Annotated in this window: 14 protein-coding genes and 1 pseudogene; 5 read left to right on the forward strand and 10 right to left on the reverse strand. The window is 65.3% G+C overall.

Annotated elements, in window-relative coordinates:
- Positions 1-74 precede the first annotated feature (74 nt).
- Together C1A15_RS16955 and C1A15_RS03535 are read right to left on the reverse strand one after the other, a co-directional pair.
- On the reverse strand, positions 75-224 hold the full coding sequence (locus tag C1A15_RS16955) for a DUF5679 domain-containing protein (protein ID WP_180952982.1): 150 nt from the start codon (positions 222-224) through the stop codon (positions 75-77).
- A 349-nt stretch (positions 225-573) separates the two neighbouring features.
- Entirely contained in the window at positions 574-1,950 is a 1,377-nt protein-coding gene (locus C1A15_RS03535) for an FAD-dependent oxidoreductase (RefSeq protein ID WP_101721286.1), read from the reverse strand.
- Between the two features lie 243 nt (positions 1,951-2,193).
- On the opposite strand from C1A15_RS03535, the gene C1A15_RS03540 reads away from it, so the two are divergent.
- Complete coding sequence (locus C1A15_RS03540; protein ID WP_101721287.1) at positions 2,194-2,625, forward strand: universal stress protein; 432 nt, start codon at positions 2,194-2,196, stop codon at positions 2,623-2,625.
- A 189-nt stretch (positions 2,626-2,814) separates the two neighbouring features.
- Here the strand turns inward: C1A15_RS03540 and argF are convergent, their stop codons facing one another.
- Positions 2,815-3,870 (reverse strand): ornithine carbamoyltransferase, encoded by a 1,056-nt coding sequence (gene argF / locus C1A15_RS03545; RefSeq protein ID WP_101721288.1) that lies wholly within the window; start codon positions 3,868-3,870, stop codon positions 2,815-2,817.
- 224 nt (positions 3,871-4,094) lie between these two features.
- Here argF and C1A15_RS03550 point away from each other — a divergent pair, with 224 nt between their 5' ends.
- The 3 genes from C1A15_RS03550 to aguA all read left to right on the forward strand — a co-directional run bounded on the left by C1A15_RS03550 (position 4,095) and on the right by aguA (position 7,542).
- On the forward strand, positions 4,095-4,859 hold the full coding sequence (locus tag C1A15_RS03550) for a MurR/RpiR family transcriptional regulator (protein WP_180952983.1): 765 nt from the start codon (positions 4,095-4,097) through the stop codon (positions 4,857-4,859).
- Between the two features lie 179 nt (positions 4,860-5,038).
- Complete coding sequence (locus C1A15_RS03555; protein WP_101721290.1) at positions 5,039-6,448, forward strand: APC family permease; 1,410 nt, start codon at positions 5,039-5,041, stop codon at positions 6,446-6,448.
- Positions 6,445-7,542: an agmatine deiminase gene (gene aguA / locus C1A15_RS03560; RefSeq protein WP_101721291.1), complete on the forward strand. Its 1,098-nt coding sequence runs from the start codon at positions 6,445-6,447 to the stop codon at positions 7,540-7,542. Before C1A15_RS03555 ends, aguA begins: the two co-directional genes overlap by 4 nt.
- Positions 7,543-7,662: 120 nt before the next feature.
- On the opposite strand, the gene C1A15_RS03565 is transcribed toward aguA, so the two are convergent.
- From C1A15_RS03565 to C1A15_RS03580, 4 genes are all read right to left on the reverse strand, one after another.
- Complete coding sequence (locus C1A15_RS03565) at positions 7,663-9,069, reverse strand: FAD-dependent oxidoreductase (RefSeq protein ID WP_101721292.1); 1,407 nt, start codon at positions 9,067-9,069, stop codon at positions 7,663-7,665.
- Positions 9,070-9,225: 156 nt separating this feature from the next.
- The gene (locus tag C1A15_RS03570) at positions 9,226-9,705 is read right to left on the reverse strand and encodes a rhodanese-like domain-containing protein (protein ID WP_101721293.1); all 480 of its coding nucleotides are present in this window, start codon (positions 9,703-9,705) and stop codon (positions 9,226-9,228) included.
- Positions 9,706-10,734: 1,029 nt separating this feature from the next.
- A complete protein-coding gene (locus C1A15_RS03575; RefSeq protein WP_101721294.1) occupies positions 10,735-12,333 on the reverse strand; it encodes an FAD-dependent oxidoreductase in 1,599 nt (532 codons plus the stop codon).
- A gap of 145 nt (positions 12,334-12,478) precedes the next feature.
- Complete coding sequence (locus C1A15_RS03580; RefSeq protein ID WP_101721295.1) at positions 12,479-13,930, reverse strand: helix-turn-helix transcriptional regulator; 1,452 nt, start codon at positions 13,928-13,930, stop codon at positions 12,479-12,481.
- Between the two features lie 1,001 nt (positions 13,931-14,931).
- Between C1A15_RS03580 and C1A15_RS03585 the strand changes: the two are divergent.
- Positions 14,932-16,598, forward strand: a pseudogene (locus C1A15_RS03585) (MDR family MFS transporter).
- A gap of 48 nt (positions 16,599-16,646) precedes the next feature.
- Here C1A15_RS03585 and C1A15_RS03590 read toward each other — a convergent pair.
- The 3 genes from C1A15_RS03590 to C1A15_RS03600 are packed head-to-tail and all read right to left on the reverse strand — an operon-like array spanning position 16,647 to position 18,816.
- Complete coding sequence (locus C1A15_RS03590; protein ID WP_101721296.1) at positions 16,647-17,501, reverse strand: TrmH family RNA methyltransferase; 855 nt, start codon at positions 17,499-17,501, stop codon at positions 16,647-16,649.
- Positions 17,498-18,145 carry a cysteine hydrolase family protein gene (locus tag C1A15_RS03595; RefSeq protein WP_101721297.1) on the reverse strand — a complete coding sequence of 216 codons (648 nt, stop codon included), beginning with the start codon at positions 18,143-18,145 and terminating at the stop codon, positions 17,498-17,500. The genes C1A15_RS03590 and C1A15_RS03595 overlap by 4 nt, the downstream gene beginning before the upstream one ends.
- Positions 18,142-18,816 (reverse strand): Crp/Fnr family transcriptional regulator, encoded by a 675-nt coding sequence (locus C1A15_RS03600; RefSeq protein WP_101721298.1) that lies wholly within the window; start codon positions 18,814-18,816, stop codon positions 18,142-18,144. The genes C1A15_RS03595 and C1A15_RS03600 overlap by 4 nt, the downstream gene beginning before the upstream one ends.
- Positions 18,817-18,907: the final 91 nt, after the last annotated feature.

Genomic DNA, 18,907 nt, shown 5'->3' on the forward strand with positions numbered 1-18,907 from the left:
CCCCATCCGAACGCGATGCCCTTCCCGTGGCGTCGCATTCGGCTTCTCGTCATGCGTAGAAACGCGGATCGGCGCTATTTCGCCGCGCCGATTCGACAGATGGTGCTGCCGCACACGGGGCATGTGCCCTTCGTGATGGGCTTGCCGTTCTTCGTGGTGCTCTCCGCGGGATTCTTCATTTCCTTCTTCTCTTTGCACTTCATGCAGTACGCTTCAATGGCCATGATGGCGCTCCTTTCTAGCCGCGACGGACCGCAGCGCTACCATAGTCTGCTGAGAGAAAGCCCAAGTCAATCCCCTTAAATATTAAGTTGAAGGCTCGACGCGGAGAGTGAAAAGGGGTATATCGCACCCCTGTGCGTCGCAGCGCGAAGGGGTGCGAGCGAGGCTACGTGGCGCGGGAGGCACGTACAGGATCGCGAGGCTGCGCGGGCAAGGGGGCGTGCGTAGCCTCGCGGCTCGCGAGGCCTCTCGGTCGCAGGGGGCGTGCGTAGCCTCGCGAACCCGCGAGGCATCTCGAGCGCAGGATGCGTGCGAGGATCGCGGGCTCGCGAGGCTTCGAGAGCGCGGTTCCTACCGCTCCAAATGCTCCGGCAGGAACAGGTTGTTGAACGCCTCGGTCATGGAAGGATGCGAGAACACGGCGCTTTGCAGCACGGATGCGGGGATGCGCGCGTCCATGACCAGCTTCACGGTGTTCACCAGCTCCTGGGCGTCTTCGCAGAACAGGTCCATGCCCAGCACCACGTTGGAGTTCGCGTCCACCACGGCCTTCATGAGGCCCACCGGGTCGCGCAGGATGTGCGCCTGCGAGATGCCCTCAGCCGGCAGGGAGTACACGTTCACGGCGTAACCGGCTTCGCGCGCGTCCTCGGCGGTCATGCCCACGCGCGCGAACGGCGGGTGCACGAACGTGCAGTAGGGGACGGCGCCGCGGTTTCTCGTCGTGCGCGATCCGTCGCCCAGCAGGTCGGACGCGACGATGCGGAAATCGTCGTAGGCGATGTAGGTGAACTGCATGCCGCCCGCCACGTCGCCCATGGCCCAGATGTTGTCGGCCGTGGTGCGCAGATGCTCGTCAACCTTGATGCCGCCGCGATCGGTGAGCTCGACGCCGGCAGCCTCCAGGTTGAGGCCGGTCGTGTTCGGCGTGCGACCGATGGCGACGAGCGCGGCATGCGCGGGGTAGCGCTTCTCCTCTCCGTTCACCTGGGCGAACACGAGCATCTGGTCATGCTCGTCGTCGATGCGGGTCACGTCGGCGTTGTACACGATGGTGACGCCGCGGTCCTCGAGGCTTTTCCGCACGGCTTCGGCCGTTTCCGGGTCTTCGTGCGCGAGGATGGCGTCTCCGTCTTGCAGGATGGTCACCTGCGCGCCGAAGTCGGTGTAGAACGAGGCGAACTCGAGGCCGACGTAGCCGCCGCCGATGATGACGAGTTGGCGCGGAAGCTCGCGCAGGTCGATGAGCGAACTGCTGACGAACACGCGCGGGCTGTCCACGCCGGGAATGGAGGGCAGCTTCGGCAGCGAGCCGGTGTCGATGAAGATGCGCTTCGCCTCGATGTCGCGCGTGCCGCTTGCCGTGGAAACGCGCAGGTGGGAGGCGTCTGCAAACGATGCTCGGCCATCGATGACGCTGACGTTCGACCGATCGGCCAGCGCGTGGTAGTTGCGCATCCGCGAGGCGGTGCGCAGCTCGTTCATGACGTCGATCGCCGCGGTGTAGCGCTCTTCGCGCTCGGTGATGGGGCCGCCGATGGCAGCCGAGAGCCGCGCCGACTCGACGAGGGACTTCGTGGGGATGCACGCGTTGTTCACGCAGGCGCCGCCGTACATGGTGTCGGACTGTTCCACGACCGCGATGTTCTGACCTGCGTCGGCAAGCGCGCCGCCCAGGGCGCGGCCCGCCGTTCCGAACCCGATGATCGCTGCGTCGAACTGTTCCATGAGCCGTCCTTTCGTCGATGTCCCCAAAGGGGACAGGCCCCTTTGGGGACATTTTGGTGCGCTGCCGAAGACATCCATCCTAGGGCACGCCGCCGCCCGCTGGGCGACGGGCCGCGATCCGCGCGAAAGCGGTCACGAAAGCGTTTGCAAGTTGTTTCCCCGCTCGCGCGGAAAGCCCTATACTGGAGGTAGGACGTTTTCAGGCGGCGCACCGCGCTCGCCGCGACCGAGAGGAGGCCCACCATGGCCGTTAACAAGTTGCTCGTGGCGTTCGACGAATCCGAGGGCGCCGACCGCGCGCTCCACATGGCCGCCAGCCTGGCTGCGGTGAATCCCGAAGCGCACGTAGACATCGTGTACGTGGTGCCCATCCCGCTGCTCGACGAGACGCAGATGGCGAACTTCAAGGACATACTCGACATGATGATCTCCGACGGCGAGGACCTGCTTGCCGAGGCGGAGCAGAAGATGGGCGAGGACGTTGCCGCGCGCACCGATTCGCTGCTGCTGACCGGCACGAACCCCGCCACCGAGATCGTCAAGCTGATCGACCAGCGCGACTACGACCTGCTCGTCGTGGGCAACCGCGGCCTGAGCGGCCTCAAGGAGTACATGGGCAGCGTCAGCCACAAGCTGCTGCACGCATCTCCCATCCCTGTGCTCATCGCGAAGTAAACATTGTCCCCAAAGGGTGTCCCCAAAGGGTGTCCCCAAAGGGTGTCCCCAAAGGGTGTCCCCAAAGGGGACAGGCACCTTTGGGGACATCGGCACCATTTGGGACATCGAACGCGAAGGGGCCCCGGATTTCCGGGGCCCCTTCTGCGCTGCGCGCGTTTCGCGCCGCGCGACCGCGCGTCGGCGCGCCTACTTCAGCTTCGTGTCGAGGAAGCTGCGCAGCCTGCCCTCGTTGTACTGCTTGAGCGCCGCGTCGGCCTCGCGCATGCGCGGATAGAGGAACCAGGCGAGCAGGCCGCGCTGGGTGTGCAGCCGGTTCTCCGCTTCCTGGAACACGATGGAGCGGGTCGGGTGGTCGAGCACCTCGCTCGTGATCTCCACGTCGCGGTTGGCCGGCAGGCAGTGCAGCGCCTTGCACTGCGCGCCGGCACGGTCGAGCATGTCCATGTTCAGCTGGTATTTCGGCATGAACGACGCCAGACGGTCGGCTTCCTCCTCCTCGTAGCCGTAGTACGTCCACACGTCCGGCACGATGAAATCGGCGCCTTCGATGGCGGCATCCACGTCGTCGGTCACGGTGAGCGTGCCGCCCGTCTCGGCCATCTTCGCGCGGATCTTCGCCTGCTCGCCCTCCGACATGGAGTAACGGGCGGGGGAGCACACCGTGTAGTCCAGGCCCAGCGTGGCGCACATATGGCCCGTTTCCTTGCTCATGATGCCCGTGTCCTCGCGCGAGTCGCCCACGAACACCACCTTGATGTCCTCGAAGCGCTTTCCTTCGGGAACGTTCTCGCTCATCGTGAAGAAATCGCATACGCCCTGCGTGGGATGGTTGTAGTAGGTCATCGCGTTGAACACGGGGACGCTCGCGTGCTCGGCGAGGGCCATGACGCTCTCATGCTCCTTGGCGCGCAGCATGATGCCGTGGCACATGCTGGAGATGACGCGCGCGGTGTCCTTGATGGCCTCGTGGGAGCCGAAGTGGATCTCGCCCGGCTTCAGGTACAGCGCGTGGCCGCCCAGATCGGTCATCGCGGTCTCGAACGAAACGCGCGTGCGGGTGGAGGGTTCCTCGAAGATCATGGCCAGCGAGGCGCCTTCGAGGATCTTCGGCACCGCGCCCTGCATGTCAGCCTCCTTCAGCATGCGGATGGTCTCGAACAGGTCGAGCATCTCCTGCTTGCTGAGGTCGATGGTGTCGAGGAAGTGGGTGACGGTTCCTTTTGTCCTGGTTTGTGCGGTCATGCGAATCACGTCCTTTGCGTATGGTTGCGGGTTCCCGGGCAACGATGGCGGGCCGAACGCGATTCCTCTCCTCGCTCTCTCGTGCAGTGCGAGGTCGTGCTGCTGCGCGATCAGAATACCCGACGACGCGGAGTCGGCGGCCGCTCGCGACGGTTTTCGGAACACTTGCAACGGGGTTGGTCATGTGTTACTTTTTCGAGAACACCGTTACGCGAGGAGCGCCCATGGACTTCTTTGATCAGGTGAACAAGCACGTGCGCGAGCTCAACGCGAGCGAGCGCAAGATATTCGAGTACGTGGTGCGCAACATCGACGAGGTCAAGACCATGCAGATCCGCATGCTGGCCGCGGAATGCTTCGTCTCCACGACCACCATCATGCGGTTCACTCGGAAGCTGGGATTCTCGGGTTATCGGGAGTTTTCCGAGTCGCTGCGCTTCGCCAGCCATGCGGCCGAGCAGTCGGAGCTGCCGCCCGTGCTGTGGAAGCAGTCCTACAGCGAGGAGTACCTCAAGAACGTCATCGAGAGCGTGCGCGTGCTGACCGCCGACAAGATCGAGCAGTTCAAGGCCGCTCTTTCCCCCGACGTGCGCATTTGCTGCTTCGGCGTGGGACTCGATCAGGAGGTCGCCCATTTCGCGTACCACCTGCTCACCAGCTTGGGCTATCGTGCGAGCTGTCCGGTCAACCAGTTCGAGACGAAGGCGGCCATCGATCGCTTCCGCGACGGCGACGTCGCGCTGCTCGTGTCGATGAGCGGGGAGGATTTGGAGGTCGTCGAATTCGTGGAACGCGTCCAAGCGCGGCACAAGCCCGTGATAGCCACCATCACGCATTCGGCGAACAACACGCTGCAAAGCTTGAGCACGATCGACTTCTACGTGTTCGCCGAGCATATCGTGTTCAACAGCGAAGAGCTCTCGTCGCGCGTCTCCATGATGGCCATCATCGAGTTGCTTTCGTATCACCTGATGAGACCTGAAAAGTAACGCGGTATACGCAAGTGTAACGAATGATAATCTTGTTCCATCCGTGCCGGAATGCCCGTTCTGCGGCATCCGGCGCTGGAATTGGCCGATACTGACGGCATCCCGAAACGCGATTCCACTCTGCTGCTGCGGCAAACTGGAACGCCCGTGCAAACGGGCCGCAAGGAACGGGGCTTGAAATGGCCACAAACAAGAAACTACGGCTCTTCGACATTCTCTGCTTATCGTTCGCGTCGTTCTTCTCGATCGAGCTCGTCGGCTCCCAGGCGTCGCTCGGCCCTTCGATGATCTTCTGCATCCTGGTGTTCGGCGCGCTGTACCTGATCTGCCACGGGCTGATCTGCGCCGAGCTGGGCTCGACGTATCCTGATCAGGGCGGCATCTACGTGTGGACGCAAAAGGCGTTCGGCAGCACGTGGGCTGCCCGCACCACCTGGTGGTACTGGCTCAACGTCGTGTCGTTCGTCCCCTGCACGCTGGTGACGCTCATCATCGTGCTGCAGCAGGTGTTCGGCCTCGAGCTGTCGACGATGGCCATCACCGTCATCGCCATCGTGGGGACGTGGGCGGCGGTCGGGCTCAACTGCATCTCGCTGCAGCACACCAAGATCGTCTCGAACGTGGGATCGGTGTTGAAGCTGTTCGTGTGCGCCGCCCTCATCGTGGGAGGCTTCTACTACGCCTTCACGCAGGGCAGCCAGAACGTGTTCTCGCTCGACACCATCCTCCCGACGTTCGACATCGGCCTGCTCGCCCTGGTCCCGGTGTACATCTACGGTCTGACGGGCATGGACCTGATCTCGTGCAACGCCGGCGAGATGGAGAATCCCAAAAAGGACGTGCCGAAGGCGCTGCTCATCGCCGGCGTCGTATCCATCGTCGTGTACCTGCTGAGCGCCATGGCCGTGCTGTTCGTGCTGCCCCAGGGCGGAATCGACTCCGCGGCGGGCATGATCGACGCCATCATCGTGGTGTACGGCGGCAGCAAGGTGCTCGTGGGCGTTATCGCTATCGCGCTCGTGCTGGTCTACGTCAGTTACATTTTCGGATGGATGATCGGCGGAAACGCCGTGGCGCTCGAGGCGGGCGAAGCGGGCGAGCTGCCCGGCTGGTTCGCCAAGAGCACGAAGTCGCATGCGCCCATCGGCCCCGCCGTCTTGTTGGGCCTCGCGTCGACGGCGCTCATGCTGGTGTACGGGCTGACCGCAAGCTCCGGCAGCGAGCTGTTCTGGACGCTCCTCGCGTTCACCTCCATCATCTTCTTCCTTCCTTACATCGTGATGTCCTTCAACCTCATCAAGCTGCGCAAAAGCGACCCTGATGCCGAGCGCCCCTTCAAGATTCCCGGCAAGCGGTTCCCGATGGTCGTCGCCGTGCTGAACTTCCTGTTTTTGGCCGTGGCCATCATCGGGTTCGTCGTGCCGCCTGAGGGCGAGGACCCGTTGGGCTACGTGCTGTTCATGATCGGGGGCGTCGTGATCTCCCAGATCGTCGGCGAGGTGCTTATCGCCCGCGCCGCCAAGAAAACCGCCGCCGCCGAGCGTGTTGCCGACGGCGAAGAAGACCTCCAGAAAGGAAGCGTCGCATGAACGATTTGACCACCACCCCTGCCCATGACGGGTTTCATATGCCGGCCGAGTTCGAGCCGCACGAGCGCTGCTGGATGATCTGGCCCCAGCGCCGCGATACGTTCCGCTACGGCGCGAAGCTCGCTCAGAAGGCGTTCTTGCAGTTCGCCCGCGCCATCGCCGAATTCGAGCCCGTCACCATCTGCGTGAACGACGACCAGTACGACGTGGCGCGCATCGCTGCGGGCGATTTCGCCCAGATCGTCGAGGTGTCCAACGACGATTTCTGGATTCGGGACACGGGCCCGACGTTCGTGACCGACGGCAGCGAGCTGCGCGGCGTCGACTGGACGTTCAACGCGTGGGGAGGCCTGTTCGACGGGCTGTTCTTCCCGTGGGACAAGGACGACCGCGTGGCGGCCAAGGTGTGCAGCCTCGTGGGCTGCGACCGCTACCGGCTGGATGATTTCGTGCTGGAGGGCGGCTCCATACACGTGGACGGCGAAGGGACGCTCGTGGTCACCGAATCGTGCCTGCTGAGCCCCGGACGCAACCCCGACATGAGCAAGCAGGAGATCGAGGACACGTTGAAGGATTACCTGGGCGTGGAGAAGGTCATATGGCTTGAGCAGGGAATTTTCCTGGACGAGACGAACGGCCACGTGGACAACGTCTTCAACTTCACCGCGCCCGGCGAATGCGTGTTGGCGTGGACCGACGATCCCAGCGATCCGCAGTACGAGATATCCCAGCGCTGCTACGAGATTCTGTCGTCGACGACCGATGCGAAGGGCCGCAAGTTGGTCATCCGCAAGCTGCACATACCCGACCCCATCCTGCTGACCGAAGAGGAGCGCGACGGCATGGACCAGGTGTGCGAGGGCTGGCCTCCCGAGGCGGGAACGCGCCTGCCCGCCTCGTACGCGAACTACTACACGGCGAACGGCGGCATCGTGTATCCGCTGTTCGGAGACGAGCGGCATGATCGCGAGGCGGCCGACGTGCTGGCCGAGGCGTACCCCGACCGCAAGGTGGTGGGCGTCGAGTGCCATGAGATGTTCCTGGGCGGCGGCAACGTCCATTGCGCAACCCAGCAACAGCCAGCCGTGCGATAGGAGCGCCGACGCACGACGGAGCTCGTGTCCCAAACGGGTGTCCCAAACGGGGACAGTCCCCATTTGGGACATCGAACGCGAAGGGGCCCCTGGGAAATCTGGGGCCCCTTCTGCGTGGCGTCAGCTTTCCTTCACGGCGGCGAACAAGTCGTTGAAGGCCTCGCTCATGGTGGGATGGGTGTAGATGGCATCGCGCAGCGTTTGGTACGGCAGTCCGGCGTCGATGGCCAGCTTCGCCGTGTTGATCATCTCGTGCGACTCCTCGCAGAACAGGTGCGCGCCCAGCAGGCGGTCGGTATCGGCATCCACGACGGCCTTCAGCAGGCCGACCGGTTTGCCTAGCACCTGCGCCTTGGGGATGGCGGCTGCGGGCAGCTCGGCCAGCTTCACGTTGAATCCCGCGTCGCGCGCTTCCCGCTCGGTCATGCCCACGCGCGAGAACGGCGGGTCGAGGAACACGCTGTAGGGCACGGCGCCGCGGTTCTCGGTGGTGCGCGCACCGTCGCCCAGCAGGTCGTCCTTCACGATGCGGAAGTCGTCGAGCGAGATGTAGGTGAACTGCAAGCCGCCGACGACGTCGCCCATCGCGTGGATGTTCGGCGCAGTGGTGCGGAGGTGCTCGTCGGTGCGGACGGCGCCGCGCTCGGTGAGCTCCACGCCCGCCCGTTCGAGGCCGAGCCCTTCCACGTTGGGACGGCGCCCGGTGGCCACGAGCACGGCATCGGCCGGGATGCGCTCCTCGATGCCGGCGACCTCGACGACGACGGTGTCCTGGGCGGCTTCGTGGTCGATGCGCAGGACGCGCGCGCCTCGCACGATGCGGATGCTGCGATCTTCGAGGCTGGTCAGCACCGCGGCGGCGATGGCGGCGTCTTCGCGCGGGATGAACTCCTCGGTGTCCTGCACGACGGTCACCTGCGCGCCGAAATTCGCATACATGGAGGCGAACTCGAGTCCGATGTAGCCGCCGCCGATGACGACGAGGCGCTGGGGCAGGTCGCGCAGGTCGAGCAGCGTCTCGCTGACGAACACGCGCGGGCTGTCGATGCCGGGGATGGGCGGCACGAAGGGGTGCGCGCCAGTGTTGATGAAGATGCGATCGGCTTCGATCTGCTGGGGTGCGGCTGCGGTGGCGTCGGTTGTGGCGTCGGCCGCCGCTGCCGGCTCGATGGCGAGGTGCGTCGCGTCCACGAACGAGGCGCGGCCGTCGATGACGTCGACGTTCGGCACATCGGCCAGCTTGTGGTAGTTCTTGCCGCGCAGCATGCCGGTCACGCGATCCTTCTCGTCGATGGCGTCGGTGTAGCGCTCGGCGCGTTCGGCGAACGTGCCGCCCTGCGCCTGCGACAGCGCGGCGGCGTGCACGAGGGTCTTCGTGGGGATGCAGGCCACGTTGATGCAGGTGCCGCCGTACATGCGGGACGACTGCTCGATCACGGCGACGTTCTTGCCCGCGGCCGCCAGCGCCCCGGCTAGGGTCTTTCCGCCTTTGCCGAAGCCGATGATGGCTGCATCGTAGTGTTTCATGAGGGTTCCTTTCTGGAAGGAGTGAGTTATGGAAGCGTCTTCCGAGGCTCGTGCGCGTTCCGGTAGTTTGCATGCGGGAAGTATTTGCCCATACCTGTCCACGTGTCGGTGTTCTGTCGGAGCGCGCACGAGCCTCGGAAGACTCGGGGGGAGATGCTACTTCGGTTGGTCGCCGGTCACTTTGTCGCCGGTCCAATCGACGATGCCGCCCATGTCGTTGACGTGTTGGTAGCCCAGTTCGACCAGCTTGTCGGAGGCCTGCTTGCTGCGCACGCCGGTGCGGCAGTACACGATAAGATCGGCGTTCGCGTCGGTGAGTTCGGCCGGCTTGTCGGAACCGATGCTCTCCACGGGTATGTTGATGGCGCCGGGGATGTGGCCGTCGGCGTACTCCTGCGCGGTGCGCACGTCCACGATGGTGGGGGAGCCGGAATCCATCATGGCCTTGGCTTCGTCGGCGGTGATCTTCGCGTAGGCGCTTGCAGATCCGGCGTTCGTATCGGCGCTGCCGGCGCTCATCGACGCGTCCCCCGATCCGGCGGGCGCGCCCGAGCATCCTGCCAGCGCGATGGTGCCGGCCAGCGCCATCGCCGCAACGGCAATCAGGCCTCCGCGAATCTTCTTGCGAGCGTTCATAGTGCTTCCCATCCTCGAAATGTAATTCCCTTTGGTACAGTTGGTAACTGTAACACTATTGCATACAGAACATGAAGTCAAGCATGCGGGTCAAAATTCACAAACTTGGTGGGGATCGAGCGGCGAACGCCGCCCGCGCGGTGGTGCGGCTAGCGCAGCGAACGCGCGGCAAGCGTTCGGCAGGAATTCGGCTAGCGAACGGCTAGCGAACGGCAGGCGAGCAGCAAGCGAACGGCAAGCGAGCAGCTAGCGAGCAGCGAACGTGCGGCAAGCGAGCAGCGAGCGTTCGGCAAGCGTTCGGCTAGCGAGTAGCGAGCGTTCAAGGACACGCCGGATCAGCGTTCGTCGCGCTCAGCCCTCCGTCTCCGAGTGTTTCACGTGAAACATCTGTTCCTATTCCCCGTTCGGCGCATAACATCCGACGAGCCGCGCCTGCCCCGCGCGGCCCGGACCCTGGTGCATCTGACGAGGGCTCGGATGGCAAGTTTTCACCGGATTCGGACGTTTGCAGGCCGGGCCGCGGGAGCGTCGGGATGCTCCGTCCTGCATCATACCTGATCACGAGGAACCTCCGTCCCGCCTGAAGTGCCGCGTCTGCCAAAAGCAGAGCGCAAACGTCCGAATCCGGTGAAAACTTGCCATTCCAACGGCACGACGATGCATGGGGCGCCCGCGAGGCGGCCCGCCCCACGGGGAGCCCGCCCCGGGCGGCCCGCCCGTCAGGGGGGCAGCCGTACCTGGCGTGGGCCGGCTCGCGAACCTGGGCGCAAAAGGACAGCGGTGACAATTTCGGGCGTGTTTTTGGGCCGCTTGAGTCGGGCTGCGGACGAGCCCTTCAGCATATGCCCAGGTCGCGCAACTCTCGGCGATACCCCGATTCAAGTTCACCTCAAGAAACATTGTCATGGCTGCCGCTTTGCGCCCACGCCGTACCCGTACGCATGCAAAGCGCCCTCCGGAAGACCGGAGGGCGCGAGGGGAGGGAAGGCGATGCGGATGGCGCGCACGGGCGCAAACGATCGACGTGCGCTAGGCGCCGTAGTACTCCAGGGCCGACTGGGCGGCGATGCGGCCAGTGACGGTGCCCATGCACATGGACGAGCCGCTCACGGCGTAGCGCATGTAGAACAGCTCGGCGTTGCCCAGCGTGCCGCCGGCGTACAGGCCGGGGACCGGCTGGCGGTTCGCGTCGAGGACTTCGGCCTTCGTGCTGATGGCCAGCTGGCCGAACGAGTCGTTCGTGTTCGGCGTGATCTGGATGGCGTAGAACGGCGCCTGCGTGATGGCCTGCAGGTCCTCGGGCTTCTTGTGGAAGTCGGTGTCCTCGCCGGCCTCGCACAGCTCGTTGTAGCGCTCGATGGTCTTCATCAGCGGATAGGAAGGCAGCCCGGCCGCTTCGGCCAACGCCTCGATGGTGTCGGCCGTGTCGACCACGCCCTTCTCGACGCCCTTCTTGATGAGTTCCAGGCGCTTCTCGGGCTGCTGCGAGTCGCAGATGATGGTGAATTCCTTGCGGCCGCTTTCGACGAACGGGGTGAAGTAGTCGAACTGGCTCGTCATGGACTCGTTTGCGCAACGATAGCCCAGGTCGGTGACGAACACGCCCGTGTTCACCATGCGCAGCACGCTCAGCTCGTCGTTGAGCGGCAGCGGCTCGCGACCCACGAGGTGGATCTGCGACAGGCCGCCCTTGAGCAGCGTCATCGCGCCCGCCTGCTTCGCCAGCTCGATGCCGTCGCCGGTGTTGCTGGGGCTGGAGAACGTGTGCCAGCCCACGGCGCCCGGCGCGTACAGCTCCTTCGCCCAATCCTGGCCGTCGAAGCCGCCCGAGGCCAGCATGACGGCCTTCGCGTTGATGGTGTACTCGGTCTTGCCCTGACGCGCTTTCACGCCCGCGGCCTTGCCGCCGTCCATGAGCACTTCGATGGCGCGCGTTTCCATCATGATTTCCACGCCGTTCTTCTCCGCTTCGGCGATGAGGTTGTCCACGATGCCCTTGCCGCTGGTCGTCGACAGCATGGAGCGGTCGGACACGTTGTCTCCGGGCTTCTTGTCGAAGTCGCAGCCCAGCTCCACGAGCCAGTCCATGGCCGCGCCGCCGTTCTCGGCCACGAGGCGGCAGATGTCCATGTTCGCGTCGCCGTCAGACTGGTCGAAGAAGAACTGCGCCACTTCCTCGGGCGTGCCGTAGTCCGTGTAGCCCAGCTCGTCCTGTTTCTTCGCGCCGCAGCAGTAGAAGTTGCCGCTGCAGATGGACGAGTCGCCGCCGGTCACGTTGTGCTTCTCGAGTACGACCACCTTGGCGCCGGCGCGCGACGCCTCCACGGCTGCGCTCATGCCGGCAACGCCGCTGCCTACGACGACGAAGTCGACGTCCTTCGTTTCCTGCTTCTCGGCGGGGGTTTCCGCGGCGGCCTGGATGGTGTCGGCTTTCTGCGTGCCGGTCGCGCCGGTGCTTGCCGTGCTTGCGGAGTCGCCGCCATCGGTGCTCGCGGGGGCCGCGGTGGTTTGCGGCGCGCAGCCGGCGAGGCCGCTGCCGGCCACGACGGCTGCCGTGGCGCCCAGCCCCATGAGGAACGAGCGGCGCGAAACGCCTGCGGATGCGATGTTCTTTCCCTCTGCTGTCATGATGATCCTCCCTGTTGACGATGCTTCCGGTCGGCCCTCCTCCGGCCGATCCGCTGTTGCCATCCTGTCAGGCCGCGCTGCGCCCCGCCAGCGCCAAAGTGGGTGGATGCAAAAAACCCTCCATAGTGGAGGGGGTGGTGGGTGGCTACCGCCCTTCGGCGTGCAGCTCGACGCGATCCAAGAGGTCTTGCTTGTCGACGGCGCCGCTCTTCTGGTACACGTTGTGGATGTAGCCCTTGATGGTGTTCGGCGACAGTCCCAGCTCGTCGGCGATGTAGGTGCGCGTGCGGCCTTGGCACAGCAGGATGAGCACGTCGGTCTCGCGCGCGGTGAGGTGATGGTCCTCGGCGAACGCGCGCAGCAGTTCAACTTGCATCGTGCGCACGTCGCTCGTCTCCGGGGCGGTCGACGACGACGGCGCGTCCGTCCGCGCGCGCCGGCCCTCCAGCCGCTTCGCCACGATGGGGTTGAGCGCCAGCACGAACAGCGATACGAGCGAGATGAGCGCAAGTCCCGTCACCAGCAGATCCTGTGCGATCACCGCCGCGCCGAACGCGACGCCTGCCAGGATCAGCAGCGCCGACGCCCCCAGCGCGACGCTCAGGTACACCCACATCGACACGTGGTCGCGTTCGCCCAGCAGGCACACGGCGATGCGCACGTTCATGCCCGATAGGTAGAACGCCACGAACACGAGCACCGCCGCGATCACGTGCACGATGGGCGAGGTGATGAACGGCAGCGCGATCAGCGCCACGGCCACGATGGGGAACAGGATGTCGTACAGGTCGCCCACCGACAGCGCGTGCTTCTTGCGCACCACGTACGCCAGCATGATGCCGGCCGCCAGCAGGATGCCCAACACGGCCTGCACGGCGATGGGAATGGGCTCCTCGACCACGGTGGCAACCTGGCTCACCGCGCCGAACACGAACGAGAACACGGCCAGGTACGACACCGCTTTCACGAAGTCGCCCGCTCCGCCCTGCGCAAGGCTGACGCGCCGTGCTGCCACGTCGAGCGGGGCCGTGCGCACGAACGGCAGCGCCGAAACCACGATGATCGCAAGCGCGAACAGCAGCTCGACGGTGCCCGAAGCCACGAAGATGATGCCCGCCACCACGCCGCCGCACAGAAACGACAGCGGAACGGCGCGCGCAAGCGACACCTCGCCGCGCTCATGCAGGCTGGTGATGCGCGCCATCCACGCCAACTCGGCTGTGGCCAGCCCGTAGCCGATCAGGCCCGAGGCAGCGATGGCGTACAGCCAGCCGCCCTCGATCAGCCCCACGAGCCGTGCGAACATGAGGGCGTTGCCCAGGAAGGCGGCGGCGAAGGCGCTGAGGATGCGCGCGCGGCGCGTGGGCTTGCGGCGCAACGCATAGGCCAGCGCGGTGCCCGCCATCGTCAAGGCGTACGCGAGGAAGAACAGCGCGCCGAACGCGTCGCCTGCCCCATGCGACAGGCTCATTTCCTGAAGAAACGTGCTGGAGATCATGAGAGGGAACGTCAGCCCGCACACGATGCCGTATCCCACGGCGCTGCCAGCCAACGCGCGCTTCGCGCCTGCGGTTTCCGGTTTCGCTTCGTCTTGCATGGCCCCTCCCTCCTCGCTCCCAGTATTCTACTCGACGCGCGCGCGGAACTGCTGACGGGTTTCGCCCGCATGCAAAACGCATAGCGCACGGGGGTGGCGCACGAATGAAAACGTACGAATGCCCCCGTCTTCTCGCTCGGCGCGTAATCGAACGAGCTGCGGCATCCCCTGCGCGTCTCCGATGCGCGGTTTTCACCCACATGTTGCGAATCCGGGCCCCCTGCGGCCCCGTGCCTTTCCGATCGGGAGCGTTTTCCCAGGTCGCCCTTCGCCGCGTTGCCTCGTACCGCCCTCGGTGCCGCAAATACCGCAACATGTGGGTGAAAACTGCACGGAAACGGAACGGGACGGGCAGGCTCGACGGGGTATGCGCCGAACAGGGGAGTCAGAACGAATGTTTCACGTGAAACATTCCGGTGGCGAGACGGGGGCAACGCTCCAGCGGGAACTGCCATCGACTTATGCCTCCACTCAGGTTGTCGCCACGAGCGGAGGCGATGCAACCCGCGGCCCCCTATCATCCTGAGTGCGGCGTCGAAGCTGCGGGAGTCGAAGCGTCCCGTGCGGTGCCAACAGACACGCTTCCGGCTGGCGACGCACGGGATCCGACGAACTCGCTTGCGCTCGCCATAGGATGGCAACGGGCTGGATCTGCGGGACGTCGATGGCCTTTCCCCATAGAGCTGCTTTCGACTTGGACGCAAAACGGCACCCATGACAATTTCAGGCGGTGTTTTGGGTCGTTTGCATCGGGTTTTCAGAAAGGCGACCGGCATATTCCCAGGTCGCGCAGCGCTCGGGACGGCTGCGACCTGAGTTCGCTACAGGGAACATTGTCAGGGCTATCGATTTGCGCCCATTTCTCCACCCTGGTCGGCATTCCGCCATCCCACGAGCGCGCGACGCGCTGCTGACCGTTCGGTTTCCATGCGCTACGTGCGGCCGCTCACGCGCGCGACGCGGGCATACTGGGAGGAATCATGCAGCGATAAGGAGCAGGTATGGAAGGCGTAGACCGAACGGCGGCTGCGGCGGCGGACGCGGCGCGCGTGCACGAGGGCGATGAGCCCAAGACGATCGCGCAAGAATCGAACGATGAAGAGACGCGGGACGAGGCAGCGCGAACGCGAGCGCAAGAGCTGGCGGCGGCATCGGCGCAGCAAGGGGCCGTGCCGACGAGCGAGCCTCAGCCCGAACGCAAACGAGGCGTCGCAGCCGTGTTCGCGGGGTTGCTTTTGGCGATGTTCGTTTCCACGTTGTCTGAAACGGTCACGGCCACCGCGTTGCCCACCATCGTGGGCGACCTGGGCGGCGTCGACCATATGCAGTGGGTGACCACGGCCTACATCCTGGCATCAACCATCATGATGCCCATCTACGGCAAGCTGGGCGACCTGTTCGGCCGCAAGTACCTGTTCATCATCGCGTTGTCCATCTTCATCGTGGGGTCGACGACGTGCGGGCTCGCGCCCAGCATGGACGGGCTCATCGCGGGCCGCGCGGTGGAGGGGCTCGGGGGGCCGACATCGTTCCGCCGCGCCAACGAGGGAAGTACATGGGCCTCATGGGCTCGGTGTTCGCGGTGTCCACGGTGGTGGGGCCGCTGCTGGGAGGCTGGTTCGTGCAGGTGACGGGGTGGCGCTGGCTGTTCGCGTTCAACATCCCGCTGGCGCTGCTTGCTATCGCTGCCGTGGCGTTCTTCCTCACGAAACCCGAGCGGCGCGACGATCGGCCGCCCATCGATATCGCCGGCATGACGACGATGGCTTTGTCGGTGTCGTCGCTCGTGCTGGCGACCGCATGGGGCGGCACGCTGTTCGCCTGGACCTCGCCCGAGATATTCGGCTTGTTCGCGCTGTTCTTCGTGGCGGCGGTCGCGTTCGTTTTGGCTGAGCGCCACGCGAAAGAGCCTATCGTCCCCCTTCTGCTGTTCAAGAACCGCAACTTCGTCGTATGCACGGTCACCGGCATGTTCATCATGCTGGGGATGATGGGCACCATTTCGTATCTGCCCACCTACTTCCAGATCGTCGAGGGGCTGGCTCCCGAGCAGGCGGGGCTTATGACGGTTCCCATGATGGCAGGCGTGCTGATCACGGCGGTCGGCACCGGTTTCCTTGCCACGAAAACGGGGCGCTACAAGTGGATGCCCATCGCCTCCTGCGCGGTGACATCGGTGGGCTTCGTGCTGTTGTCCCAGCTCACTGTGGGGACTCCGCTCGTACTGACCGGCGTGTTCCTGTTCGTGCTGGGTTTCGGCATCGGGCTGGGGCAGCAGATCCTCGTGCTCATCGTGCAGAACGAGTTCCCGCACGCCATCGTGGGAACCGCCACGGCGGCGAACAACTTCTTCCGGCAGATCGGCTCGACGCTGGGCGCGTCGCTTGTGGGAGCGCTGTTCACGTCGAGGCTGTCGGCGGATTTGGTCGCGCAGTTGCCGAAGGCGGACAACATCAGCATGAACCGCATCACGCCCGAATTCGTCGACCACTTGAGCGGACCCGTTCGCGACATCATCACGTCGGCGTACAGCGATGCGCTCGTGCCCATCTTCTTGTACGTGGTGCCGTTGCTGGTGGTGGGGTTCGTTCTCATGCTCACCCTCAAGGAGCATCCGCTGGCCACCAAGGTGAACCACACGGGCCATCCGGCCGACGACGCGCTGTAGGCGGCGAATGTCCCAAAAGGGGACAGTCCCCATCCGGGACATTCGCGCTCAGCTCGAGCGCAGCTGCCAGAAGGCAACGGCGCTGGCGGCGGCCACGTTGAGGGAGTCCACGCCGCCGGCCATGGGGATGCGCACGGTGTAGTCGCAGCGGCCGATGGTGTCGTGCGCCAGGCCGTCGCCTTCGGTGCCGAACACCAGCGCGAGCCGCTCCTCGGCATTGAGGGCCGCATCGTCGAGCGACACCGAGTCGTCCGTCAGCGCGAAGGCCGCGGTCTTGAATCCCAGCTCGTGCAGCAGCGGCACGCCGGCTTCGGCCCAGCCGCCCGCGCCGGTGGCACCCGCTCCGGCCTCCTCGCCGATGCGCGTCCACGGCACTTGGAACACGGTGCCCATCGACACGCGCACGGCTCGGCGGTACAGCGGGTCGTAACAGGCGGGCGTCACCAACACGGCGTCGATGCCCAGCGCGGCGGCCGAGCGGAAGATGGCCCCGACGTTCGTGTGGTTCGTGATGTCCTCCAGCACGGCGATGCGGCGCGCGCCGCGCACGATGTCGGCCACGCTTGGCAGCGCGGGGCGTCGGAATGCGCCCAACGCGCCGCGCGTCAGCTCGAACCCGGTGAGCTTCGTCAGCTCGTCGTGCGGTGCGACGAACACGGGCACCTCGCTGCCCCAGCGTGCGGCGATCTCATCGATGATCGGCTGCATCGCGGGTAGCCATTTCGCCTCCATGAGCAGCGACAACGGCTCCATGCCGCCTGCCAGCGCACGCTCGATCACCTTGCCGGACTCGGCGATGAACAGCGCTTTCTCGGGTTCCAGCTTGCTGCGCAGCTGGGCCTCCGTCAGCCGCGCGAACGCGTCGAGCCGCGGGTCGTCGAGCGTTGAGACTTCGATGATCATAGGATGGTGCCTCCCGCGCACGCCTCGCGGGCTTCGGCCACCACGTCGCGCACGTTCGCCAGGCCCTGCGCGCAGAACTCGTCGCAGTCCATGACGTGCGCGCCGATGTGCGCCATATCCTCGATGTTCGCCGCCTGCACCTCGGGCGTGCGCGACGACGTGCAGTCTTCCAGCAGCACCACGTTGTAGTCGAGCGACAACGCGTCGTAGCAGGTGCTGCGGATGCAGTTCGGCGTGGTGGTGCCGATGAGCACCACGGTGCCCACGCCCAAACGGCGCAGGATCAGGTCGAGCTGGGTGCCGAAGAACGCCGAGAAGCGCGGCTTCACGATCACGCGGTCGCCCGGCTGCGGCGACAGCGGCGCGTATTCCTCCAGCGTGCGGGGGCTGGCGCAGGCGCGCGAGACGGGCTTGCCGCCCTCGACCCACGTGCGGTGTCGCACGGCTTCCACGTCCGAGCCGTCGGCGGCGTACTCGCGCACGGCGTGGATCACGGGCATCCCCAGCGTGCGCGCCTGGTCGAGCGCCTGCGCACAGGCTGGCACCGTGGACAGCGCCCCTTCCACGCACAGCGCGGACGAGGGGTCCACGAACCCGTGCTGCATGTCGATGATAATGAGGGCCGCCTTGCGCGGATCGATCATAGGGAGCTCCTTCGCACGATTTCAAACCGGTTCCTATTGTAGTCGATGATGCCGTCCTTCTTCATCCGCGACAGCTCGGCGCACATGGCGCTGCGATCCACCGACAGGTAATCGGCCAGCTCCTGGCGGTCGAACGGGATGGCGAAGCGGTTCGAACCGGCACGTTCGGCCTGGTCGGAGAGGTACGACAGCAGCTTGGCGCGCGTCGTGCGCTTCGCGGTGTGCTCGATTTTGCGCGTCAGCGCGTGCGTGCGCTTCGCGATGATGCCCAGCAGGTTGCGGATGAGCCGCGCGTGGAACGCGCACGACGACGGGCACATGCTGGTGATGCGCCCCACGTCGAGGAGCAGCACCACGGCGTCTTCGGCAGCCACCACGTTGATGTCGAGGGCCAGGTCGGGTTCGCACGCGTACACTTCGGCGAACGACTGGCCGGGGCCGAACGACGCGAGGATGCTGCGGTTGCCCCAGTAATCTTCCTTCTCGAGGCGCACCGAGCCCTCCAGCACCATGCCCATCGACGTGGTGCGGTCGCCCACGCGGAAGACGTACGCACTCTTGGGGAACGAGCGCTGCCGCGCGCCGAGGCACTGGAGCATGAGCTCGAGGTCGGCGGCGTCGATGCGCTCGAACAGGGGCGAGCGGCCGATGAGGGGCAGGTAGCGGTCCATGGGGCTCCTTTGTTGCAAATACAACGGAAATGCTTGCACCAGTATCGTAGGGTGAGCGTCGTCAGGCAAGGGAACGACAACCGAGCGCCGC

This window comes from Eggerthella timonensis, from assembly GCF_900184265.1.
GTDB lineage: Bacteria > Actinomycetota > Coriobacteriia > Coriobacteriales > Eggerthellaceae > Eggerthella > Eggerthella timonensis.